Source organism: Yoonia sediminilitoris, from assembly GCF_003058085.1.
Classification (GTDB): Bacteria; Pseudomonadota; Alphaproteobacteria; order Rhodobacterales; family Rhodobacteraceae; genus Yoonia; species Yoonia sediminilitoris.
In genome coordinates, this window is sequence record NZ_QBUD01000005.1 from 23,239 (window position 1) to 44,332 (window position 21,094).

General features: G+C 57.6%; 24 protein-coding genes. 7 read left to right on the forward strand and 17 right to left on the reverse strand.

The window, feature by feature from the left end; translation table 11 throughout:
* Window positions 1–86: 86 nt before the first annotated feature.
* Window positions 87–323, reverse strand: a complete 237-nt coding sequence (locus tag C8N45_RS24015; RefSeq protein WP_309498863.1) for a hypothetical protein — start codon at window positions 321–323, stop codon at window positions 87–89.
* Window positions 324–470: 147 nt separating this feature from the next.
* Here C8N45_RS24015 and C8N45_RS11445 point away from each other — a divergent pair, with 147 nt between their 5' ends.
* Entirely contained in the window at window positions 471–2,156 is a 1,686-nt protein-coding gene (locus tag C8N45_RS11445) for an acyl-CoA dehydrogenase family protein (RefSeq protein ID WP_108386400.1), read from the forward strand.
* Here C8N45_RS11445 and recO read toward each other — a convergent pair.
* The 13 genes from recO to folK all read right to left on the reverse strand — a co-directional run bounded on the left by recO (window position 2,131) and on the right by folK (window position 11,833).
* Window positions 2,131–2,868 (reverse strand): DNA repair protein RecO, encoded by a 738-nt coding sequence (gene recO / locus C8N45_RS11450; RefSeq protein ID WP_108386401.1) that lies wholly within the window; start codon window positions 2,866–2,868, stop codon window positions 2,131–2,133. The genes C8N45_RS11445 and recO overlap by 26 nt on opposite strands.
* A 213-nt stretch (window positions 2,869–3,081) precedes the next feature.
* Entirely contained in the window at window positions 3,082–3,408 is a 327-nt protein-coding gene (locus tag C8N45_RS11455) for a DUF1491 family protein (protein WP_108386402.1), read from the reverse strand.
* Window positions 3,405–4,310 carry a GTPase Era gene (gene era / locus C8N45_RS11460; RefSeq protein ID WP_108386403.1) on the reverse strand — a complete coding sequence of 302 codons (906 nt, stop codon included), beginning with the start codon at window positions 4,308–4,310 and terminating at the stop codon, window positions 3,405–3,407. Before era ends, C8N45_RS11455 begins: the two co-directional genes overlap by 4 nt.
* On the reverse strand, window positions 4,307–4,987 hold the full coding sequence (gene rnc, locus C8N45_RS11465; protein WP_108386404.1) for a ribonuclease III: 681 nt from the start codon (window positions 4,985–4,987) through the stop codon (window positions 4,307–4,309). The genes era and rnc overlap by 4 nt, the downstream gene beginning before the upstream one ends.
* 42 nt (window positions 4,988–5,029) lie before the next feature.
* Window positions 5,030–5,869 carry a signal peptidase I gene (gene lepB / locus C8N45_RS11470; RefSeq protein WP_108386405.1) on the reverse strand — a complete coding sequence of 280 codons (840 nt, stop codon included), beginning with the start codon at window positions 5,867–5,869 and terminating at the stop codon, window positions 5,030–5,032.
* A 53-nt stretch (window positions 5,870–5,922) separates the two neighbouring features.
* Window positions 5,923–6,324 carry a holo-ACP synthase gene (acpS, locus tag C8N45_RS11475; RefSeq protein ID WP_108386406.1) on the reverse strand — a complete coding sequence of 134 codons (402 nt, stop codon included), beginning with the start codon at window positions 6,322–6,324 and terminating at the stop codon, window positions 5,923–5,925.
* Window positions 6,321–6,635 carry a Dabb family protein gene (locus tag C8N45_RS11480; RefSeq protein WP_108386407.1) on the reverse strand — a complete coding sequence of 105 codons (315 nt, stop codon included), beginning with the start codon at window positions 6,633–6,635 and terminating at the stop codon, window positions 6,321–6,323. The genes acpS and C8N45_RS11480 overlap by 4 nt, the downstream gene beginning before the upstream one ends.
* Window positions 6,632–7,111 carry a nucleoside deaminase gene (locus C8N45_RS11485; RefSeq protein WP_108386408.1) on the reverse strand — a complete coding sequence of 160 codons (480 nt, stop codon included), beginning with the start codon at window positions 7,109–7,111 and terminating at the stop codon, window positions 6,632–6,634. The genes C8N45_RS11480 and C8N45_RS11485 overlap by 4 nt, the downstream gene beginning before the upstream one ends.
* Window positions 7,111–7,854: a pyridoxine 5'-phosphate synthase gene (locus C8N45_RS11490; protein ID WP_108386409.1), complete on the reverse strand. Its 744-nt coding sequence runs from the start codon at window positions 7,852–7,854 to the stop codon at window positions 7,111–7,113. The genes C8N45_RS11485 and C8N45_RS11490 overlap by 1 nt, the downstream gene beginning before the upstream one ends.
* A gap of 27 nt (window positions 7,855–7,881) precedes the next feature.
* Entirely contained in the window at window positions 7,882–8,550 is a 669-nt protein-coding gene (locus C8N45_RS11495; RefSeq protein WP_108386410.1) for a DUF2062 domain-containing protein, read from the reverse strand.
* Between the two features lie 24 nt (window positions 8,551–8,574).
* Window positions 8,575–10,707 (reverse strand): RelA/SpoT family protein, encoded by a 2,133-nt coding sequence (locus tag C8N45_RS11500; protein WP_108386411.1) that lies wholly within the window; start codon window positions 10,705–10,707, stop codon window positions 8,575–8,577.
* Window positions 10,708–10,749: 42 nt separating this feature from the next.
* Window positions 10,750–11,103: a DNA-directed RNA polymerase subunit omega gene (rpoZ, locus tag C8N45_RS11505; protein WP_108386412.1), complete on the reverse strand. Its 354-nt coding sequence runs from the start codon at window positions 11,101–11,103 to the stop codon at window positions 10,750–10,752.
* Window positions 11,104–11,263: 160 nt separating this feature from the next.
* Entirely contained in the window at window positions 11,264–11,833 is a 570-nt protein-coding gene (folK, locus tag C8N45_RS11510) for a 2-amino-4-hydroxy-6-hydroxymethyldihydropteridine diphosphokinase (RefSeq protein WP_108386558.1), read from the reverse strand.
* 105 nt (window positions 11,834–11,938) lie between these two features.
* Between folK and C8N45_RS11515 the strand changes: the two genes are divergently transcribed.
* The 5 genes from C8N45_RS11515 to rnhA all read left to right on the forward strand — a co-directional run bounded on the left by C8N45_RS11515 (window position 11,939) and on the right by rnhA (window position 15,144).
* On the forward strand, window positions 11,939–12,511 hold the full coding sequence (locus C8N45_RS11515; RefSeq protein ID WP_108386413.1) for a LabA-like NYN domain-containing protein: 573 nt from the start codon (window positions 11,939–11,941) through the stop codon (window positions 12,509–12,511).
* Between the two features lie 100 nt (window positions 12,512–12,611).
* A complete protein-coding gene (ispH, locus tag C8N45_RS11520; protein ID WP_108386414.1) occupies window positions 12,612–13,562 on the forward strand; it encodes a 4-hydroxy-3-methylbut-2-enyl diphosphate reductase in 951 nt (316 codons plus the stop codon).
* A 91-nt stretch (window positions 13,563–13,653) separates the two neighbouring features.
* On the forward strand, window positions 13,654–14,103 hold the full coding sequence (locus C8N45_RS11525; RefSeq protein ID WP_108386415.1) for a DUF3429 domain-containing protein: 450 nt from the start codon (window positions 13,654–13,656) through the stop codon (window positions 14,101–14,103).
* Window positions 14,103–14,705: a methyltransferase domain-containing protein gene (locus tag C8N45_RS11530; RefSeq protein WP_108386416.1), complete on the forward strand. Its 603-nt coding sequence runs from the start codon at window positions 14,103–14,105 to the stop codon at window positions 14,703–14,705. Before C8N45_RS11525 ends, C8N45_RS11530 begins: the two co-directional genes overlap by 1 nt.
* Complete coding sequence (rnhA, locus tag C8N45_RS11535) at window positions 14,698–15,144, forward strand: ribonuclease HI (protein WP_108386417.1); 447 nt, start codon at window positions 14,698–14,700, stop codon at window positions 15,142–15,144. The genes C8N45_RS11530 and rnhA overlap by 8 nt, the downstream gene beginning before the upstream one ends.
* Before the next feature lie 78 nt (window positions 15,145–15,222).
* On the opposite strand, the gene C8N45_RS11540 is transcribed toward rnhA, so the two are convergent.
* Both C8N45_RS11540 and C8N45_RS11545 read right to left on the reverse strand, forming a co-directional pair.
* Complete coding sequence (locus C8N45_RS11540; RefSeq protein ID WP_108386418.1) at window positions 15,223–16,194, reverse strand: NAD(P)H-quinone oxidoreductase; 972 nt, start codon at window positions 16,192–16,194, stop codon at window positions 15,223–15,225.
* A complete protein-coding gene (locus tag C8N45_RS11545; protein WP_108386559.1) occupies window positions 16,194–16,892 on the reverse strand; it encodes a COQ9 family protein in 699 nt (232 codons plus the stop codon). Before C8N45_RS11545 ends, C8N45_RS11540 begins: the two co-directional genes overlap by 1 nt.
* A gap of 106 nt (window positions 16,893–16,998) precedes the next feature.
* Here C8N45_RS11545 and rpsU point away from each other — a divergent pair, with 106 nt between their 5' ends.
* On the forward strand, window positions 16,999–17,205 hold the full coding sequence (gene rpsU, locus C8N45_RS11550; RefSeq protein WP_008231221.1) for a 30S ribosomal protein S21: 207 nt from the start codon (window positions 16,999–17,001) through the stop codon (window positions 17,203–17,205).
* Between the two features lie 980 nt (window positions 17,206–18,185).
* Here rpsU and C8N45_RS11565 read toward each other — a convergent pair.
* Entirely contained in the window at window positions 18,186–21,083 is a 2,898-nt protein-coding gene (locus C8N45_RS11565; RefSeq protein WP_108386421.1) for a DNA translocase FtsK, read from the reverse strand.
* Window positions 21,084–21,094 lie beyond the last annotated feature (11 nt).

A 21,094-nucleotide genomic window follows, 5' to 3' on the forward strand; every position in this document is an offset into this window, starting at 1 on the left:
TAGCAGCGACTGGGGAATGGTGCGCACCAATTGTGCGCTCAGAATCAGGACAAACAAACAAGTCACAAGATAGACCCGTTACTCCATCACGGAACGCCAGCTGCGACCACACCTTGCCGCATCACCTGCCAAATGTTGCTTGAAAGTGTTGGCAGGATCAAATCGGCCAAGGCGATCTCCGGGGACAAAAACATGCTCAGCCCCGAAATCAGGATCATCGGCATGGCAAAACCGACGGTCCCCTTCACGACACCCCCAAGGAAGGCTAAAGCTGCAGGGGCGCAAAGAAACCCGGGCGATATTAGCTGAAAAAGCTGGTCCATTGCCTGATCCCTTTCAGCGCATATTGATGCCTTGCACTCGAAATATCTTCGCGACACTTTTGTTCATAAAAAAACCTTTTACGGCATTATTATTGCGCTGCACCTGCAAAGCAGATATCTCTGCATCTGCATAAAAGAGGAATCGACATGGCACACGACGGACAGGACATGAGCATGCAACAGAATCCAATTCTGGATGATCTTCTGGGCCTGACTGCAGATGCACTGCCAGCGGTGAATGCTGTTCTTGCGGCAGCGAAATCTGCGGTGAAGTCCATTGTCAGCGACGAAAACCGCATTTCAGGACAGTTGATCGAGGCAAACCAGACCGCTGCGCACGGGTTTGCGTGGCTTGCGACCTATGCGCAGGCACTTGAGCAGATGCATAATTGGGCTCGCAAACTGAACAGCATGGGCCGATTCGGAGAGGTCGAAAAACTCATCCTTCAAATCACGTTCGGCGAATATCTTTGGCAAATCCATGGCGGCATCCAGATGAACCAAGGCGAAATCATTCGCCTACAGGACATTGGCGTGCCCGCAGGTGATCAGTCCGCCTTCCTGACCTCAACTGTCACAACCCTCACCCAGAACGGTAATACGCAGGCCGCGCGTACACGACTGGTTGAACTGATGCAGGAACAATCCGCAAATGTCACGGTAGGCGCGTCCGGGCTGGATGATGAGCTTGAAATGATCCGCGAACAGTTCCGCCGTTTCAGTGTCGAAAAGGTTGAACCCTACGCACATGAATGGCACCTCAAAGACGAACTGATCCCCATGGAGGTCATCGATGAAATGGCCGAATTGGGCGTCTTCGGCTTGACCATTCCCGAAGAATACGGTGGATTCGGGCTGTCGAAAGCCTCCATGTGCGTCGTGTCAGAGGAATTGTCCCGCGGGTATATCGGGGTCGGCTCGCTGGGGACGCGATCGGAAATCGCAGCCGAACTCATTCTTTGCGGCGGCACGGACGCACAAAAAGAAAAATGGCTGCCCGGCCTGGCCAGCGCCGAAATCCTGCCCACCGCCGTGTTTACCGAACCAAACACCGGGTCCGATCTGGGGGCCTTGCGGACCCGCGCGCGCAAGGATGGTGAAGACTGGATCATCACAGGCAACAAAACTTGGATCACCCATGCGGCCCGTACCCATGTCATGACGGTTTTGGCCCGCACCGTGGCAGACACAGACAATTACAAGGGGCTGTCCATGTTCCTTGCAGAAAAGACGCCAGGCACAGACGAACAGCCCTTTGTCGACCCCGGTATTTCCGGCGGCGAGATTGAAGTGCTGGGCTATCGCGGCATGAAGGAATACACGCTGAACTTTGACGATTTCAAAGTGAAAGGCGAAAACCTGCTGGGCGCAACCGAAGGTCAGGGCTTCAAGCAATTGATGCAGACCTTTGAATCCGCCCGCATCCAGACTGCCGCCCGCGCCGTCGGGGTGGCGCAATCAGCGCTGGACGAAGGGATGCGCTACGCGCAAGACCGCAAGCAGTTTGGCAAGGCCCTGATCGACTTTCCGCGGGTCTCTGGCAAACTGGCAATGATGGCGGTTGAAATCATGGTCGCACGTCAACTGACCTATTTCAGCGCCCACGAGAAAGACAACGACCGGCGTTGTGATCTGGAGGCCGGGATGGCCAAACTGCACGCCGCGCGCGTGGCTTGGGCCTGCGCCGATAACGCGCTGCAAATCCACGGCGGGAACGGGTTCGCGCTGGAATACAAGATCAGCCGGATATTGTGTGACGCGCGGATCCTGAACATCTTTGAAGGGGCTGCTGAAATTCAGGCGCAGGTCATTGCGCGTCGCCTGCTCGACTGATGGCATCCAAGAGCCGCCCCCGCGCTGCGGGCATGGGACGGTCGCCCAGACTGCGCATGAGCCTGTGTTCAATGAAATAGCCTGTCGTTTTCAAGGCAGTTAGAATATCTGCTGTGTTGGCATCACCCTTGCCCGCCAAAACAGGCGGCAGGGGCAACATGCGCTCTACCCATTCGCCTGCCGCCTCCCGGCTGACAGCCCGCCCTGACTTGGGTGAGACATAGATCAGGTCTTGGTTGACGCCCCGCACCGCACAGCGCGACAGATCCATCCCGAACCCCATTTCATCCAGCAAGGCCTGCTCCCACCGCAAATAGGCCAACGGCCAAACGTCGCCTTGCCCCAGCAAATCCAGCAGACTGATTGTGCGTTGATAAAGCGGTACATGCGCCTCGCGCTCTGGCAGCACATGCGCAAGGATGGCACAAACGGCATTGAGACCGGCAAGCGACAGCCGGTCCCGCATTGCCACTGCGGTGCGACTGCGCAGCGGTTCAACTGCAAAGGTCCCCAGATGGCTTTCCAGCCGTGCCTTCCATGTCAGCGAGACCTGCGCACCTGGCTGCAACGCAGGGCTGCGTTTGCGGCTATTCCCGCCGCGAACTACCCCCGCATGGCGACCATGTTGCGCGCAAAAGACTTCGATAATCACCGAAGTTTCACCAAACGGGCGGCTGGCCAGAATAGCACCTTCGTCGGTCCAATCGATCATGGGCTCAATATCATCGCAAAATAGCCATCTGTGCAACGTACATCAGTTTGCGGATGCCTCCGGCGGGGATATTTTTCGGCCATAAGAAGAGGGGGGATGCGCTAAAAAGATCAAGCATTGTCGGTAAAAAGATCAAGCATTGTCGGTCGCTCATCGTCGCTGTGCCCATCGCTTCTTATGGCCAGAAATATCCCCGCCGGAGGCAAAAAAACCTCATTCAAGCCCCGGTTCGTTCAAAAGGTGCCGCCCTTGTTTGTCCTCGACCTCGATCACCCAAAGGTCGGGGTCAAAGCTGCGTTGTTTGCTGATCGACGCATCGATATCCGGTTCTGGCCCTTCGGTCAGCACCATCCACTGGCGTTCGCCTGTGCTCAGATCAAAACTGCGCTGAAAACATCGCGCCATCCCGTCCAGGGTGTTCAGTTTCACCAGAACGGCCCCTGCCGTTGCGTCACCGCGGCTGACGACAAAGGCCGGGATATTCTGAAGCCTCAGCCGGGTCAAATAGGCCGACACCCATATGTCGGCGGTCAGTTTCACGAATTGCCGTCTTTGAAATCAAGGCCCATTTCAGAGTACCGCTCTGATTCCTCCAGCCAGTTTGGCCTGACTTTCACCTTGAGAAACAAATGCACGCGGCGGCCAAGGAATTCTTCCAATTCAAGCCGTGCCGCTGTGCTGACGCCCTTGACGGTCTCTCCACCTTTGCCCAGCACGATGCCTTTGTGCCCGTCGCGGGCGACATAGATCAATTGATCAATGCGCACCGATCCATCTGGGCGGTCTTCCCAATTCTCGGTCTCGACGGTCAACTCATACGGCAATTCCTGATGCAGGCGCAGCGTCAGCTTTTCGCGGGTCATTTCGGCCGCAATCATGCGCAGCGGCAAATCCGCAATCTGATCCTCGGGGTACAGATACGGCCCTTCGGGGACTTGTGCGACCAGCCAGTCGCGCAAAACGTCGCAGCCATGCCCACGTTCGGCCGAGATCATAAAGGTTTCGGCGAATGGATAAGCATCATTCATGTCCTTGGTCAGCGCCAAAAGCACTTCGGATTTCACTTTGTCGATCTTGTTGATCGCCAACGCTATCGGCGCTTGTCCTGCCCGTTCGGCAAGCGCCTCCAGAATGGCCTTCACCCCATCTGTCATGCCGCGGTGCGCCTCTATCATCAAGACGACCACATCTGCATCAGCGGCCCCGCCCCATGCGGCGGCGACCATGGCGCGATCCAACCGCCTACGGGGTTTGAACAGGCCCGGTGTATCGACAAAGATCAGTTGCGCATCGCCGGCCATCGCCACGCCGCGAATGCGCGCCCGCGTGGTTTGCACCTTATGCGTCACAATCGACACTTTCGCGCCGACCATGTGGTTGAGAAGGGTCGATTTCCCTGCGTTCGGTTCTCCGATCAAGGCAACGAATCCAGCTTTGGTCATGCGCTTACTTTCTTCAAAAGGGCCGTCGCCGCAGCCTGTTCAGCCTGTCTTTTTGATCCGGCTGTTGCCTGCTGGGACGGGCCAGAGGCAAGCCGCACCTCTATCGTGAATATGGGCTGGTGGTCAGGGCCACTGCGGCCCACTTCCACATATTGCGGGGGGACTTCGCCGCGTGCCTGTGCCCATTCTTGCAGCGCGGTCTTTGCGTCACGCGCATCTGCCGCAACATTGCGAATGCGGTCGCCCCATTGGGCAAGAACGACCCGGCGCGCAGCCTCGTATCCGCCATCCAGATAGACCGCAGCAATGACAGCTTCCATCGCATCGGCCAGCAAGGCTTCCTTGCGGCGGCCACCTGATTTCATCTCTGACCGGCCAAGCTTCAGCACGGCGCCAAGATCAATCTGTCGGGCCACATCGGCACAGGCTTCGCGGCGCACAAGCGCGTTGTAGCGAGGCGCAAGCAACCCTTCGGGCGCGGACGGGTCCGCTTGCAGCAAGGCTTCGGCCATCACCAGACCCAGCACCCGGTCCCCCAGAAATTCCAGACGCTGATTGTCATCGCGGTGCGGACTCAGCATCGACGCATGTGTGACCGACCGCACCAAGAGTTCCGGTTTGGTGAAGCTGTGACCAAGCCGGACAGACAAGGCGGACAGGTCTGCGGAAAGCTTCATGCACTTACCCCATTCTTGCCGTCTGCAATCATGCCAAGGCCCCTAGTCAAGCGCTTTGAAAAAACGGTCGCTGCGCCATGTCCAGAACGCCAGCATGGACCGGCCCGCAGATGAAAAGATCACGCGGTCGGCGCGGCCAACGATATCTTTGCGATCAACAAAACCGACCCCGCTGCGGTTTTGCGGCACCCGGCTATCGGTTGAATTATCGCGGTTGTCACCCATGAAGAAGAACTGGTTGTCCGGCACCGTGAAAACGCCCGTGTCATCAGTCGACGCCTGATCAATAATGTTGAGGATGCTGTGCTGCACCCCGTTGGGCAGCGTCTCGATCTGGCGGCTTTTGGTGCAGTCCGCCCCCGGCCCCACCGGTGCATTTTCGCACCGTGGCGTATTACGTAGGGGACCTTGTGGTTCCTTCACTTCGGTGAATACACCGCCATCTGCGACCTCGGTGGCCACGTCATTGATGTAAAGGCGACCTGCTTTCATCTGAATCCGGTCACCGGGCAAACCGATCAGCCGTTTGATGAAATCGACCCCTGTGACAGGGTGGCGGAACACCACGATATCACCTCTTTCAGGGTCCGATCCGAGCAGCCGGCCATCTTTTCCTTCGAACCAGCCACAGAAATCATCTGCACCCACATCAAGTCCAAGCTGCGGAATCCGCACAGACGGGCAGGACGCATAGGAATAGCCATAGGCCATCTTGTTTACGAACAGGAAATCTCCGATCAGCAACGTGTCTTTCATCGACCCTGACGGAATCCAGAATGGCTGGAAAAAGATCGTCCGAAAGATGCCCGCAATCAGCAGCGCCCAAAAGATTGTTTTGAGCGTTTCGATAATGCTGCCGATAAAGCCTGTTTTTTCGGCCATAGTCTGATCCTTTGTAACGGTTTCTCGCTACATGGGCGGATGGGCGTGCCCTGTCAAGCGATGGCCCTCGCTTCGATCACGACAAAAGCCTGTGCCCACGGGTGATCGTCAGTCAGCGTGACGTGGATAATGGCCTCGTGCCCATCTGGCGTCATGCTGTCCAGTCGTTCTTTGGCCCAGCCGGTGACATGCATAACGGGCTGTCCAGTGTACAGGTTGCTGACTGACATGTCTTTCCAGGCGATCCCCATGGCAAGCCCGGTACCCAGCGCCTTTGAACAGGCCTCCTTGGCGGCCCATCGTTTGGCGTAGGTGCCTGCCACGTCTTTGCGCCGCTCTGCCTTGGCCTGTTCAACGTCGGTGAACACCCGATTGCGGAACCGGTCGCCAAAGCGTTCTAATGTGCCTGCGATCCTGTCAATGTTGGCCAGATCAGTACCGACGCCGAGGATCATGCACCCGCATCCAGATCAACGACGGTAATCCCCGTCACCCCGCCATTGCATAGTGCTACCAATCGACGGCCCAATGCGGCATGTACCGGATGGACGATATAGGCCCGAGACGTATCTTCATTCGCGAACTCGCAGATGAATCCATAGTCGCATCCGGGTGACATCCCTTCAAAGTCGCGGTTTGGCCCGTGGTCAAAACCGACAAAACCGTCCAGCTGGGACCGAAGTTCATCCAGCCCGGTCATGACCGCCTGTAATTCAGCGGTGTCGTGGTCGGGCAATAAATCCAACGTAACAATATGCTTTATCATGACCGTTTCTTTTGTCCGTAAATATGGTGAACGCGATCTTCGTCCAACCCACCGTACCAGTCAAATGCGCCTTCACAAGCGGCATGAAAATCCAGAATTGTCAGTTTGGGAAACCTGAAAAAGGCCGGGGCGGTGTTGGCCTGCTGGGCGGCAAAGACCACCCTTGCGATCCGCGCCCAACGCATCGTGGACAAGCACATTTCACAGGGCTGACAGGACGAAACCAGCGTCGCCCCGGTCAGATCGCGTTTACCCAAGGCGTCGGTCGCTTTTGCAATTGCCACCACTTCCGCATGGCGGCTGACATCGTTTGTGTCCGCCGCTTCGTTTCTGGCGCGCGCGACAACCTTGCCATCCATCACAATAGCGGCGGTAAAGACAATATCCTTACCCTCGGCAGCCAGAGCGCAGGCATGGTCTGTGACCTCGCGCATTGTGGCGCGCTCCAACCGGGTCGGCTCAAGCTGCCCTTGCATCACGCGCGGGCCACGTCCATGCAGCGGCGCATTTCGGCAATCGCCGGCCCCAGCCCGCGAAAGATCGCCTCGCCGATGATGAAATGGCCGATGTTCAGCTCGGCCACGCCCGGCAGCGCCGCAATCGGACCAACGCTGTCATAGGTCAGGCCATGGCCCACATGGACCTCAAGCCCCAGTTCCTGGGCATAGGCGGCCATATCGGTGATCTTGGACAATTCGCTGTCACGTTCGTCCCAGCGTTCTTCGGCCCATGCATCGGCATAGGCGCCTGCGTGCAATTCGATGACAGGTGCGCCAATCCGTGCTGCCGCTTCTACCTGCGCCTTGTCGGCGGCGATAAACAGCGAAACACGCGACCCCGCGTCGGTGAAGGGTTTGATATATTGAGCGAGCGCATTGTCCTGCTTTGCCACCTCCAGCCCGCCTTCGGTCGTGCGCTCTTCGCGTTTTTCGGGGACAAGACAGACCGCATGGGGTTTGTGGCGCAGGGCAATCGCCTGCATTTCCTCTGTCGCCGCCATCTCGAAATTGAGCGGAACCGTCAATGCCTGCATCAAGCCGTCGATATCGGCATCGACAATATGGCGGCGGTCTTCGCGCAAATGCGCCGTGATCCCATCGGCACCAGCCTCTTGGGCGATGACCGCCGCACGAATAGGGTCAGGCACATTGCCCCCGCGCGCATTGCGCACGGTCGCGACATGATCGATGTTCACACCAAGACGCAGCTTGTTGGTCATGCAGATTTCCTTTGACAGCGACTATTTTCAGTCTCGCGATGATGTGGTTTTTTTCTTGAGTTGGTCAAGCTTTGCGCGCAGGGCCGACCGGCGCCGTTTCTGATAGGCTGCAATCAGCGGGACGGACATATAGTAAGAGGCCAGCGCACATATGGCGCCCGGCAGGATGCCGCCAATCATGTAGGGGTAGAACACCTCCACATAGAAATCGATAAGCCCGTGCCAGTCTGCCTTTTCAGGCGTAAAGATCGCCCGCAGATTGTGCCAGATATCGTTGAAGGCATTGCCAAACCGGCACCCCAGCCCACAAAAGTTGTCGTCGGTTCTTTCGCCAATCCCGAACAGAGCCGCGTTGAATGGTCGCCCGATCATCAAATAGCCGGTACCCAGCGATGCGACGCCGATGGGGATGTAAGTCAGCGGATTACCGAAGAAGGTGCCCAGTAATGACGCCAGAATATTCCCACGCATCAGTCGTGCGATAATCGCAGCAATGATGAAATGCAGACCATAAAAGGGAGTGAAACTCGTGAAAACGCCAGCGGCAATGCCGCGCGAAATCTTTTCGGGCGTATCCGGCAATCTGCGCAAACGGTGTTTTACATATTGCGCAGCACGCCCCCACCCGCCGCGCGGGTAGAGAACACCGACCGCAATCTTCCAGATCGGTCGCCTATCCCTGCGCTTAAACACCAATGAAAGCTATCCTTTGCGCCAAACCTAGCGAAGTCCCATTGTATTCAGCGCAGGGTCCCTGTGCCGCGCAATAGACGATACGTTGCTTTCCGCTTCAAGCGCCGTCATCACACGGTGCAGATGTTCGGCATCCCGCAAATCAATATCGATCAACAGTCTATAGTAGTCAGGTTTCCGGTCGATGAATCGCAAATCAGAGATATTTGCATCCTGTTCGCCGACCAATGTACAAATCCGCCCCAAGACCCCCGCATCGTTTGAAATCGTGATATCAAGGGTCACGGTGTTGACCGCACTGTGGGTGCCTTCCTGCCAGCGCAGGTCAATCCAACGCTCGGTCTGGTCTTCGTAATCCGCAAGGGCTGCGCAATCAATGGCATGGACCACCACGCCCTGACCGCGAAACGTGATGCCCACGATCCGTTCGCCTGGAACGGGCTGGCAGCAGTTCGCACGCTGCTGCGATTGCTCTGGCCCCAGCCCCACGACAGCGCGCTTCTGGTCAATGACCTCGCCTTCGTTGTCGTGCAGTTCAGGATAGATGGCACGCACCACTTCACGGCCGGTAATTTCGGCACTGCCAAGCTGGGCAAGCAGTTCATCAACGCTGTCGATTGCAAGGGATCTTGCGGCAGTACGCAGCGCCTTTTCGGTGGCTTTCTTGCCCATGTTTTCAAAGGCAACGCGAGCCAACTCGCGGCCCAGACGGACGAAACGTTCGCGGTCTTCTTCGCGCAGGCTGCGGCGAATGGCTGTCTTTGCACGGCCCGTCACGGCAATGTCGATCCAGGTTGCCTGCGGCGTCTGGCCTTCGGCGGTGATCACCTCGACCGACTGGCCATTCTTTAGCCGGGTCCAAAGCGGGACGCGCAAGCCATCCACCTTGGCCCCCACACATGCCGCGCCAATGCGCGTGTGGATGGCATAGGCAAAATCAATCGGTGTCGCCCCACGGGGCAATTTGATCACATCCCCCTTTGGCGTGAAACAAAACACCTGATCGGTGTACATTTCCAGCTTGACAGCCTCGAGGAATTCATCGTGGTCCTGATCGTCCTCGAACCTTTCGGTCAGCGACGAAATCCACTGCACAGGATCAACGGCAAACCGGTTTTCTACCCGCTCCCCGTTCTTGTAGGACCAATGGGCAGCAACCCCGGTTTCGGCCACCTCATGCATTTCGCGGGTGCGGATCTGTACCTCGACCCGTTTGCCATCACGACCCGACACGGTCGTGTGGATTGAACGGTAGCCGTTGCTTTTCGGCTGACTGATGTAATCCTTGAAACGACCAGGCACAGCGCGCCATCGCTGATGGATGGCACCCAGCGCCCGGTAACAGTCGCTTTCGTTAGCGACAATAATCCGAAAGCCGTAGATGTCGGACAGGCGGCTGAACCCTTGATCCTTTTCCTGCATCTTGCGCCAGATTGAATAGGGCTTTTTCGCCCGGCCATGCACGTCAGCAACGATATTGGCCTTTTCAAGCTCTGTGCGCATGTCCGCAGTGATCTTTTGCACCACATCGCCGGTTTCACGTTGCAGCGTGATGAAACGGCGAATGATGGAGTTGCGCCCCTCGGGGTTCAGGACCCGAAACGACAGATCCTCAAGCTCTTCACGCATCCATTGCATGCCCATGCGCCCTGCAAGGGGGGCAAAGATATCCATGGTTTCGCGGGCTTTTTGCGCCTGTTTTTCAGGGCGCATGGATTTGATCGTGCGCATATTATGCAAACGGTCCGCGAGTTTGACCAACGTCACCCGCAAATCGCGGCTGGTGGCCATGAACAGCTTGCGGAAATTCTCGGCCTGCTTTGTCTCGGTCGAATTAAGCTGGAGATTGGTCAGTTTTGTCACGCCATCGACCAGTTCGGCAATCTCGCGGCCAAACCGTTTTTCAACCTCTGCAAAAGAGGCAGGGGTATCTTCGATCGTGTCGTGCAACAACGCCGTGATCAGCGTGGCATCATCCATTTGCTGTTCAGCCAGAATGCTGGCAACGGCAACAGGATGGGTGAAGTAGGGTTCACCGGAATGGCGGAATTGCCCTTCATGCATTTGCGCACCAAAGGCAAACGCATCCTGAATAAGCACTTCGTTTGCGCGGGGATTGTAGGCGCGGACCGCCCCAATCAGATTATCGGCAGTCGACATCAGGGCCTAACACCTAGTTCATGAAAGGCCCCTTGCGTGACCCTAACGCTGTCCTTGCGCATCCATAAGCGCGCGCAGCAGCTTTTCTTCTGACATATCATCTTCGACCGGCTTGTCATTTTCGGCCCCCATCAACAAGGACATGCTGTCCTCTTCAGGTTCGTCAACCTCGATCTGGGTCTGGTTTGCTTCGATCATACGCTCGCGCAGATCGTCGGCCTGCTGTGTTTCTTCTGCAATCTCGCGCAGGGACACAACGGGGTTCTTGTCGTTGTCACGCTTGACAGTCAGCGGAGCGCCGGCCGAAATTTCGCGCGCACGGTGTGCCGCAAGCATGACAAGGTCAAACCGGTTAGGAACTTTGTCGACGCAATCTTCAACGGTGACGCGGGCCATAGCGTACTCCAGTAAGCAAAAAGGACTTAGAAGGCCTGTATTTAGTAGCAAGAGAAGCCAATGACAAGGGCAATGATGGGCGCGATCCCCTTGAAAACTGGGTTTTTGCCAGCAGTGCCTTCATTGCGGCACAGGTCTCGGGCCAAGATGCCCCGAATCGTCACAATGGCTGCACCGTGTCGCGTTCGGCGGCGGGCCGCGCGGCCAGCATGTCAGTGACCGTCTGCCCCAGCAACGGATGGCGCCAGTCCGGCGCGACATCGGCCAGCGGGACCAGCACGAATGACCGATCCTGCACACGGGGATGCGGCAGGATCAGCCGATCAGGCGTTTGTTCCATTTGCGCCTGCGGCGAAAGGGCCCGCCATGCTGTTTGGGTCGCGGCATCGGGCAAGACCTGATCGCCGAATGCGATCAGGTCCACATCCAGCGTCCGCTGCCCCCAGCGTTTGTGCCGTGTCCTACCCGCCTGCCGTTCAATATCCTGCAAGGCATCAAAAAGTGACGTCGCATCACCAGCCACCGTAATAGCCATGGCCGCATTGACGAATGGCGGGTCCGTCGGGTCCGGAAATGCAGGGGTTGCATAGAGTTTGCTGCAATTCGCCGGGGCCGGTGAAAGTTGCGCTGCGAGCAACATTGCTTTTTGGGCAGTTTCCCTTGCGTCACCCCAAATTGAATTTTCATTACTTCCCAATGCGATAAGGGCAATTGATTGATGAGCCGTCATGATTGCACCTTGTCTCTCTGCACCAAAAACGTACATTAACATATCCTCGCCGGGCATAACCACTCACCAAAGGCTCATTGGCGATGGATTTTGGAAGGAAAAATTATGTTTTATCGTGATGAGCGATTGGCGCTCTTTATCGATGGATCAAACCTCTATGCGGCGGCAAAGTCGCTGGGCTTTGACATCGACTATAAACTGTTGCGGCAGGAATTCATGCGACGCGGCAAGATGCTGCGGGCATTTTATTACACCGCTTTGCTGGAAAGTGACGAGTATTCCCCCATTCGTCCGCTGGTCGACTGGCTGCACTACAACGGCTTCACGATGGTGACAAAGCCAGCCAAGGAATACACCGACAGCATGGGCCGCCGTAAGGTCAAGGGCAACATGGACATCGAACTTGCTGTCGATGCGATGGAGCTTGCTCCGCATGTCGACCACGTTGTGCTGTTCTCAGGCGATGGCGATTTCCGCCCGCTGATCGAAGCTTTGCAGCGCAAGGGCGTGCGCGTGTCTGTCGTTTCGACCATTCGCAGCCAGCCCCCGATGATTGCCGATGAACTGCGCCGACAGGCCGATAACTTCATCGAGTTGGACGAATTGCGCGACGTCGTTGGCCGACCAAGCCGCGAGCCGCGCGTTGAACAGACCGAGGAAGTCGCTGAGGAAACCTAGGGTCGAGCCCTAGCACTTGCTGAAACCTTTCGTCACAGGTTTGGGCGCTGGACCTTGCGCGCCCAAACCCTTACCTCTGGCATAAGTATCGGAGGCTCAAATGACCAAATCCCCTCTCACGCTTTATCTGGCCGCGCCGCGTGGCTTTTGCGCTGGCGTTGACCGGGCCATCAAGATCGTCGAAATGGCCTTGGAAAAATGGGGCGCACCGGTCTATGTCCGCCACGAAATCGTCCACAACAAATTTGTCGTGGATGGCCTGCGGGACAAGGGCGCCGTCTTTGTCGAAGAACTGGATGAGTGCCCCGACGACAGGCCCGTAATCTTTTCCGCGCACGGTGTGCCCAAGGCCGTGCCTGCCGCCGCAGCCAAGCGCGAAATGATCTATGTTGATGCCACCTGCCCGCTTGTCAGCAAGGTCCATATCGAAGCCCAGCGCCATGCAGACAACGGCCTGCAAATGATCATGATCGGGCACGAGGGCCACCCAGAAACAGTCGGCACCATGGGCCAGTTGCCCTCTGGAGAGGTTTTGCTGGTCGAAACCGTGGATGATGTGGCCACAGTTGAGGTGCGCGACCCGGCCAAGCTGGCTTTCGTGACCCAGACCACCCTTTCGGTCGATGACACTGCTGATATCGTCGCGGCCCTGCATGCCCGGTTTCCCGGCATCGTAGGCCCCCACAAAGAAGATATCTGCTACGCCACGACAAACCGTCAGGAAGCCGTCAAAGCCATGGCACCCAAATGCGATGCCATGCTGGTCGTCGGCGCTCCCAATTCGTCAAACTCCAAACGGCTGGTCGAGGTCGGCGCACGTGCAGGATGCGACTATGCCCAACTGGTCCAACGCGCCGCCGATATCGACTGGCGTGCGCTTGAGGGGATCACATCCATGGGGATCACCGCAGGGGCCTCTGCCCCCGAAGTGCTGATCAACGAGGTCATCGACGCCTTCCGCGCCCGCTTTGACGTCACGGTCGAAATGGTCGTGACCGCCGAGGAAAACGTGGAATTCAAAGTCCCCCGCGTCTTGAGAGAGCCCGCATGATGCGGATAGAGACCATTCTGTTCTTGCCGCGTGTCATCCTGACGGTTGGCATTTTTGCGGCATGGGCCTTGCGACTGGCATTTGAAAAAGCATGACGGCAATTCCAAGATCCGCGCTCATTCTCGGCCTTGCGGGCCTGCTGCCGTTTCTGTGGGGGGCGCTGACTGTTCTGGTGCCGTCGCTCGGCGCATGGGGCCAGATTAATTTGGGGGGCCGTTTCATCGGCCCTTATGTCCAGTTGTTCTATGGGGCTGTCATCCTGTCGTTCATGTCAGGTGTTCTGTGGGGATTTGCGACCAAAGCGACCGGTCGCATCGCGACAGCAGGCTATGTGCTGTCCGTCATTCCCGCACTTTGGGCGTTCTTCATGACAGGTGGCGGCCCGGTGACGGCGGCAACCAACCTGATCGTGGGCTTTCTGGCCCTGCTGCTGCTGGATTGGCATTTCTGGCGGCTAAAACTCGCGCCGCCATGGTGGATGCACCTGAGGGTCCTTCTGACGACAATCGTTTGCCTTTCATTTCTGCCGGTGATTTTCTGATGCCGGACCCCAAGACAATCGCGGTCTACGACATCAAAGCCAGCGCCTATGCCGAACTTGCAAAAGGCGATGCCCCTGACACGGACTTGCAGGCCTTTATTGACCTCATGCAGCGGGACGCGCATGTGCTTGACCTTGGCTGCGGGCCTGCGTCTGCGTCGGCCTATATGCGCGCCGCAGGGCTGCGGCCTGATCCGGTGGATGCTTCACAAGGTATGGTGACGCTGGCGAACGACCGCCACGCCATTGGTGCGCGTCTGGCCACTTTTGACGAGATTTCGGGCAATGCGATATATGACGGGATCTGGGCCAACTTCAGTTTGTTGCACGCCAAGCGCACGGAACTTCCGCACCATCTAGCAGCACTTGCCGCGGCCCTTAAGCCCGGCGGTATTTTTCATATCGGGATGAAAACGGGTGACGGATCGGCACGCGATAGGATCGACCGTTACTACACATATGTGACGGTGCCGGAACTGCGCGGACTTCTGCAAGATGCCGGACTGACCGTCATTGCCGAACGCGAAGGCGCAGCCCCCGGTTTGGACGGCACCGTTGCCCCATTTGTGATCATGCGTGCGCGGAAGGACCAAAATGCCTGAGTATTTTGCCTATACGGACGGTGCCTGCTCGGGCAATCCCGGCCCCGGTGGCTGGGGTGCCTTGCTGATCGCCCGCGAGGGCGACACTGTTGTGAAAGAACGCGAACTCAGCGGTGGCGAGCCCGAGACGACCAACAACCGCATGGAACTGTTGGCTGCGATCAACGCGCTGGAAACGCTTGAGCGCGGGACCGCCCTGACCCTTGTGACCGATAGCGCTTATGTCAAAGACGGGATCACCAAGTGGATTCACAGCTGGAAACGCAACGGCTGGAAAAAGAAGGGCGGCTTGAAGAACGTGGACCTTTGGCAACGGCTTGACGCCGCCACCGCCCGCCATGACGTGACGTGGGAGTGGGTCAAGGGCCACGCAGGCCACCCCGAAAACGAACGCGCCGATGAATTGGCGCGCGCGGGCATGGCTCCGTTCAAGGCGTAAACTGAATAGCTTCAAGAATGCGTCCCGCCCGGCCGCCCTTCACTTCTTGTTGGCATGCTGCCAGCAATTGGATGTCACCTAACCCACCTTCAGGACGATCTTTCCGATATGCGCACTGCTTTCCATCCGTGCATGGGCGTCAGCGGCATCAACCAACGCAAATTCCTGATCCATGACAGGCGCGACCTTGCCCGCAGCCAAAAGCGGCCAGACATGGGTCCGCAATTCATCGGCAATTCGCGCCTTGGCCAAATCGGATTGCGGGCGCAGGGTCGATCCGGTCATGGTCAATCGGCGGGTCATGAGTTGCACCATGTTCAGTTCGGCCTTCATCCCCTGCAAAAACGCAATCTGCACCAGCCTGCCGTCATCGGCCAATGTCTTGAGGTTACGCTGCATATACGGACCGCCGACCATATCAAGGATCAGGTCGGCACCACCTTCAGCACGGACCGCCTCAACAAAATCCACATCACGGTAGTTGATCGCCATTTCGGCACCAAGTGCCATGCAAGCCGCGCATTTTTCGTCCGATCCAGCGGTCGTAAAAACGCGCGCGCCCTTTGCCTTGGCCAGTTGAATGGCGGTTGTACCAATCCCCGAACTGCCGCCATGTACCAGAAAACGCTCGCCCGCTTGCAGGCCCCCGCGCATAAAGACATTGGACCAGACGGTAAAGAATGTCTCTGGCAGGCAGGCCGCTTGTTTCAGGGTCAGACCGTCAGGCACGGGCAGACAATGCGCAGCAGATGTTGCGACATATTCCGCATAGCCGCCACCGGGCAACAGGGCGCAGACCTGATCGCCAACCTTTGGGGTCGTCACGCCCGCGCCAACGGCAACGACTTCGCCTGCGGCCTCAAGCCCCGGCAGGTTGCTGGCGTTCGGCGGCGGATTGTAAAGGCCCGCGCGTTGCAGCGCATCGGGTCGATTGACCCCGGCATAGGCGACCTTGATCACCACCTGATCATGGGCAGGCTCTGGCATGGGGCGGTCACACAGTTGCAGAACCTCTGGCCCGCCGGGTTTGGTAATTTCAATTGCTTGCATTACTGCGGTTCACTCCAGGTTCCGGGCAAATCAGCCCGTGGTGTTTGTGACGGGGCTTTGATGCTACCCATCAGACGGCCAAGCGGGCCAGTCAGGGGCTTGAGCAACGGGTTCTTGTTCACGCTGGCCTTGACCTTTTCGAACTGCATCACGTCGTCTATGCGCCGGTCGATAAAGGCATCGGTGGCTTGCTGGTCAAAACTGTCATCACCCAGCCAGAACAGAACGGTCGCACTATAGACACCCGACAGGATCAGGCGTTTGCTGTACCAGTTACCATCCTGCGAGGTATCGCCCAGCGCATCCCAGATCGCATCGGCGGTGCCCCAAATCAGTTTTGCCCCGTCGGGCGCCATGTGCGGCAGGGCAAACAGGGCAGTACCCCGGCGCACGGCCTCTTTGTCGTCGATCGCGGCCAAGCGCAGGCGAATGGCATAGGCCACTTTGTCACGAAAGCGCATGTCGGACATATCCGCCGTTGCCAATGCGGCGCGCATCTCCGCATCGCCACGCTGGTGATAGGCCACCGCCAGATCGACGGCACCACGCGGGCACAGGGTCTTGGCGTGGGCCGGGTCAATGTCGACTTCGGCCACAGCCGCATTGAACGCAGACGGGGCCCAGCCATCAAAGGCAACATGAGGCAGGATGGCATCCAGTAATTGCATCTTGGCCGGGTCGATAGGTGTATTCAGCATGGCTTGGTCTCCTGCGTGATAAGACTCGACAATGTAGCCCGTCATTGCTATGTGCCCAGTTCCTGCAAATTTTGCAAATTTAACTTAGAGAGGTGGTGAAAACCACATGCAGGTTAGTGTTCGTGATAACAACGTCGATCAGGCGTTGCGTGCTCTGAAGAAAAAACTTCAGCGTGAGGGCGTTTTTCGTGAAATGAAGCTCAAGCAGCATTTCGAAAAGCCGTCTGTGCGCAAGGCGCGCGAAAAAGCAGAAGCTATCCGCCGTCAGCGCAAGCTGGCGCGCAAGAAGCTTCAGCGTGAAGGTTTGCTGTAAAGCAACCTGACAGAACGAAATAATAACCTCCGGCTGAGAAATCAGGCGGGGGTTTTTTTATGGTACAATAGATGAGTTTTCGACCTATTGGCAACGTAACGGGAACAACACCCGTCAGGGTTTCGCCTCTACCCGCTGACAACGTCAAATTGAGTAGAATTTTCAGAAATCAGCGATTTTGAACAAGCTGACACCGCACGACATGCGCCACACGCATCTTGGCAAGCATCTGATAGCGGATTCTTATCCGGAAAATGGCTATGCCGCGATTGACATATGCATCTGCGACGCATGGCAACCCATGCGCAGCCTTGAGGTACTGCGCCGATAATTCGGTCCCGGTCGCGAAGATGTCCAACTGATTGAACGCGGTTGTCCAGTGCAGTTCATCGCCTGATTTTTCCGATGCGTGCATATCACTGGTGCCTTGATCAGCGGGAGGGGGCTGCCATGTTTGAATTCCTGTTCGGCAGCAAGGGCCGTGCCCTGAAACCCCTGCCGCCCACGCACATCGGGCGCGTGGTACGGTCGGACGGTCAGCGTTCCGGCAAGTAAGTCAGCCGGACACACCAAAGCCCAGCAAAGCGCCGCATTGTCGGTCTTATTCATGCACACATCGGAAAAATCAGATGTCACAACGTGAACATAGCTCTGTAGATTTGCCGCAGAAGCAGGCTGTGGTCCTGCTTGGCTCAATTCTGGCCGTTGCCGTTTGCGAAACGTCGCGCCCGGACCGAGGGAAGCACGAGAAGCGCCCGCCCCGTAGGGGCGGTTCGGGCGCTGTCCAAGCTTTGCTTGGGAATTGGGTGTGCACAGGATACGTCAGTTTGGAACTGCCAGTAGCCAGATTTTTTGAAGGTAAGCATCCTGAAATGCGCGATCATGGCGAAAACTTCGCCTGGCTGCAGAAATGATCAGGCACCGCGCCATGCGCCTTCGACTGGCCAATAATTCAAAGGCGAACTCCTTTCGAGCCCGCTCTATTGCTGTTCCGGCACCAGAATTTCGCGCTTGCCCACATGGTTGGCAGCACTGACCACACCTTCATCTTCCATCTGCTCGACCAGACGCGCGGCCTTGTTATAGCCGATCGCAAGTTTGCGCTGGATGTAAGAGGTTGAGCATTTGCGGTCCTTGATCACAATCGCCACGGCGGTGTCATAAAGCGCGTTCTCGGAGTCGGATCCGTCGCCAAGCCCCAGCACCATGTCGATGCTGCTTTCCTGATCGTCTGACGGGCCTTCAACCACGCCGGACATATACTCCGGCGGGCCGAAGCCCTTGAGGTGGTTGACGATTTCCTCGACCTCTTCATCGCTCACAAAGGGTCCATGCACACGCGTGATTTTGGAACCGCCCGCCATATAGAGCATGTCACCCATGCCCAAGAGTTGCTCGGCGCCCATTTCACCAAGGATCGTGCGACTGTCGATTTTCGACGTGACCTGAAATGAAATCCGGGTCGGGAAGTTGGCCTTGATCGTGCCGGTGATCACGTCCACCGACGGGCGTTGTGTGGCCATAATTAGGTGGATACCTGATGCACGCGCCATCTGCGCAAGGCGCTGGATACAGGCTTCGATTTCCTTGCCGGCGACCATCATCAGGTCGGCCATCTCATCCACAATAACAACGATATAGGGCAGGATTTCGGGCTGGAACTCCTCGGTTTCGAACACCGGATCACCGGTTTCATCGTCAAATCCGGTTTGCACCGTGCGGCTGAACATTTCATCCTTGGCCAGCGCGTCCTTCACCCGGCCATTATAGCCGTCAATGTTGCGCACGCCCATTTTGGACATCTTACGATAGCGTTCTTCCATCTCGCCCACGACCCATTTCAAGGCGACAACCGCCTTTTTGGGGTCGGTCACAACGGGGGACAGCAGATGCGGGATGCCATCATAGACGCTGAGTTCCAGCATCTTGGGGTCAATCATGATCATCCGGCATTCTTCGGGCGTCAGCTTGTAAAGCAGGCTGAGGATCATGGTGTTGATCGCAACCGATTTACCTGAACCGGTGGTCCCTGCAATCAAGAGGTGCGGCATCTTGGCAAGGTTCGCGATAATCGGCTCACCCCCGATATCCTTGCCCAAGGCCAGCGGCAGCTTGTGATTGCCATCGCCAAAATCGCGGTGCGACAGGATTTCGCGCAGGACAACCTTTTCGCGGTTTTCGTTGGGCAGTTCGATCCCGATAACCGACCGGCCCGGCACCGTGGACACGCGCGCTGATAGCGCCGACATGGAGCGCGCAATATCGTCCGACAGACCAATCACGCGGGATGCTTTCAGACCCGGCGCAGGTTCAAGTTCGTACATGGTCACAACCGGGCCGGGGCGGACCGACACGATATCACCTCTGACGCCGTAATCATCCAAGACGCTTTCCAGCATGCGCGCGTTTTGCTCCAGTGCTTCATCACTCAGATGATGGCGCTGGATTTCAATCGGGTTCATCAGCAAACCCAATGGTGGATGTGCGTAGTCAGCATATTGATCGTCGAATTTGAGGGCTGGCTGTGCCTCTGCCTTGGCCTGTTTGGAAGGCTGCTGCGGCTTTCTGGGCGGATGTTGCACGACGCTGCGCGGCTCTGGTGCAAAGCTGGGCGCAGGGGGGATATTCACCGCCGGGATTGGCGAATGCGGGGCCGCCATGCGCGGGGAGTCCGGCGCATCCTTCATCGGGTCGAAGTCTTCCAGAACCGGGTCAGCCTGTTGGTCTGACTCACTCTCGCGCCCAAAGACCAGCGGTTTGGGGCCTCGGCCTGCGGTCAATGACGGCTCTATCCGCACGCCGGTGGGCGACGGCGGCTTTGACCGGTTCTTGATCGCATCTGCAATGCGCGCGCTGACGCGGTCGGGATTTCCCGGCTCAGCGTCGGCTGCCAGCTCTGGCGCCACCAACTCCGGTTCCGGCATCGGGTCATTGCGCTTCAGCAGACTCGACAGAAACCCTGTTGGTGCAGGCGCGGGTGCGGCTTGCGGCACCTCGCGCGTGGCGGTGAGTGGTGGCGCAGGCGGCATCTTGCGCGCCGTCAGTGGTGGCTCTTGCGTTTGCAGCACCGGCTGGGAGCGCACAACAGCGGCAGCGCGGGCTTTGTAGTCGGGCACCTGCACAGAGCCTTCTGCTGGTCCATCAAGGATAAAATCATCTGAATGGCTGCGTGACCGGCGCTTTTGAAGGGTGGCCGTCATCCCTTGGGTCGCCTTTGCCGACAGCACTGCCCCACGACCAACCAGCTTCAAGAGCGTGGCATAAAGCAAGACCGTCCCCAGAAACAGAAACCGTCCGGTTGCTTTGACCTCTGGCTTGGTGAAGCCAAGCACAAAGGCCAGACAGCCGATCAGCGCCAGAAAAGAGAGCAGGGACAAAAACTTGACCCCAAAACTGGTGCCAAATGGCACAATTGTCAGGATCACACCCAGCACAGTGTCACCAAACAAACCGCCCAACCCAAAGTTGACCGGCCAGTCCGCGCCCGGTGTCAGCGTGGCCGTATAAATCGCGGCAAGAATGATCGCGACAGGCGCAAAAACCAGCCGCCCGATTGCGCGTTCCTGACCGTAATGTAATACAAATCGCCCTCCCCAGACCAGCAGCACAAGGGGCAGAACCCAAATCCCAAGGCCGATAATCATCATCAAGGGTGCGGCAATAGAGGCCCCAACGTGGCCCAGCCAGTTTTGCACTGGCGCGTCAGTTGCGGAAATCCAACTGGGATCATCTGGCGAATAGCTGCCCACCAACGCTGCCACCAGCAGGCCCACGACAATCAGGGCGATTCCGAGCAATTCGCGCCCGCGTTTTTCGATTGCCGCCTGCGTCGTGCTGTCCAATAGGGGGTCGCGTTGCCGTGTCTGATAAGATGCCATGATACCGTTCC

What these genes read in the sequence shown, in the direction of transcription:
- C8N45_RS24015 (WP_309498863.1), bottom strand. Translation starts at nt 323, where the DNA reads ATGGACCAGCTTTTTCAGCTAATATCGCCCGGGTTTCTTTGCGCCCCT.
- C8N45_RS11445 (WP_108386400.1), top strand. Translation starts at nt 471, where the DNA reads ATGGCACACGACGGACAGGACATGAGCATGCAACAGAATCCAATTCTG.
- recO (WP_108386401.1), bottom strand. Translation starts at nt 2,868, where the DNA reads ATGATCGATTGGACCGACGAAGGTGCTATTCTGGCCAGCCGCCCGTTT.
- era (WP_108386403.1), bottom strand. Translation starts at nt 4,310, where the DNA reads ATGACCAAAGCTGGATTCGTTGCCTTGATCGGAGAACCGAACGCAGGG.
- rnc (WP_108386404.1), bottom strand. Translation starts at nt 4,987, where the DNA reads ATGAAGCTTTCCGCAGACCTGTCCGCCTTGTCTGTCCGGCTTGGTCAC.
- lepB (WP_108386405.1), bottom strand. Translation starts at nt 5,869, where the DNA reads ATGGCCGAAAAAACAGGCTTTATCGGCAGCATTATCGAAACGCTCAAA.
- acpS (WP_108386406.1), bottom strand. Translation starts at nt 6,324, where the DNA reads ATGATCCTCGGCGTCGGTACTGATCTGGCCAACATTGACAGGATCGCA.
- C8N45_RS11480 (WP_108386407.1), bottom strand. Translation starts at nt 6,635, where the DNA reads ATGATAAAGCATATTGTTACGTTGGATTTATTGCCCGACCACGACACC.
- C8N45_RS11485 (WP_108386408.1), bottom strand. Translation starts at nt 7,111, where the DNA reads ATGCAAGGGCAGCTTGAGCCGACCCGGTTGGAGCGCGCCACAATGCGC.
- C8N45_RS11490 (WP_108386409.1), bottom strand. Translation starts at nt 7,854, where the DNA reads ATGACCAACAAGCTGCGTCTTGGTGTGAACATCGATCATGTCGCGACC.
- C8N45_RS11500 (WP_108386411.1), bottom strand. Translation starts at nt 10,707, where the DNA reads ATGTCGACTGCCGATAATCTGATTGGGGCGGTCCGCGCCTACAATCCC.
- rpoZ (WP_108386412.1), bottom strand. Translation starts at nt 11,103, where the DNA reads ATGGCCCGCGTCACCGTTGAAGATTGCGTCGACAAAGTTCCTAACCGG.
- folK (WP_108386558.1), bottom strand. Translation starts at nt 11,833, where the DNA reads ATGACGGCTCATCAATCAATTGCCCTTATCGCATTGGGAAGTAATGAA.
- C8N45_RS11515 (WP_108386413.1), top strand. Translation starts at nt 11,939, where the DNA reads ATGTTTTATCGTGATGAGCGATTGGCGCTCTTTATCGATGGATCAAAC.
- ispH (WP_108386414.1), top strand. Translation starts at nt 12,612, where the DNA reads ATGACCAAATCCCCTCTCACGCTTTATCTGGCCGCGCCGCGTGGCTTT.
- C8N45_RS11525 (WP_108386415.1), top strand. Translation starts at nt 13,654, where the DNA reads ATGACGGCAATTCCAAGATCCGCGCTCATTCTCGGCCTTGCGGGCCTG.
- C8N45_RS11530 (WP_108386416.1), top strand. Translation starts at nt 14,103, where the DNA reads ATGCCGGACCCCAAGACAATCGCGGTCTACGACATCAAAGCCAGCGCC.
- rnhA (WP_108386417.1), top strand. Translation starts at nt 14,698, where the DNA reads ATGCCTGAGTATTTTGCCTATACGGACGGTGCCTGCTCGGGCAATCCC.
- C8N45_RS11540 (WP_108386418.1), bottom strand. Translation starts at nt 16,194, where the DNA reads ATGCAAGCAATTGAAATTACCAAACCCGGCGGGCCAGAGGTTCTGCAA.
- C8N45_RS11545 (WP_108386559.1), bottom strand. Translation starts at nt 16,892, where the DNA reads ATGCTGAATACACCTATCGACCCGGCCAAGATGCAATTACTGGATGCC.
- rpsU (WP_008231221.1), top strand. Translation starts at nt 16,999, where the DNA reads ATGCAGGTTAGTGTTCGTGATAACAACGTCGATCAGGCGTTGCGTGCT.
- C8N45_RS11565 (WP_108386421.1), bottom strand. Translation starts at nt 21,083, where the DNA reads ATGGCATCTTATCAGACACGGCAACGCGACCCCCTATTGGACAGCACG.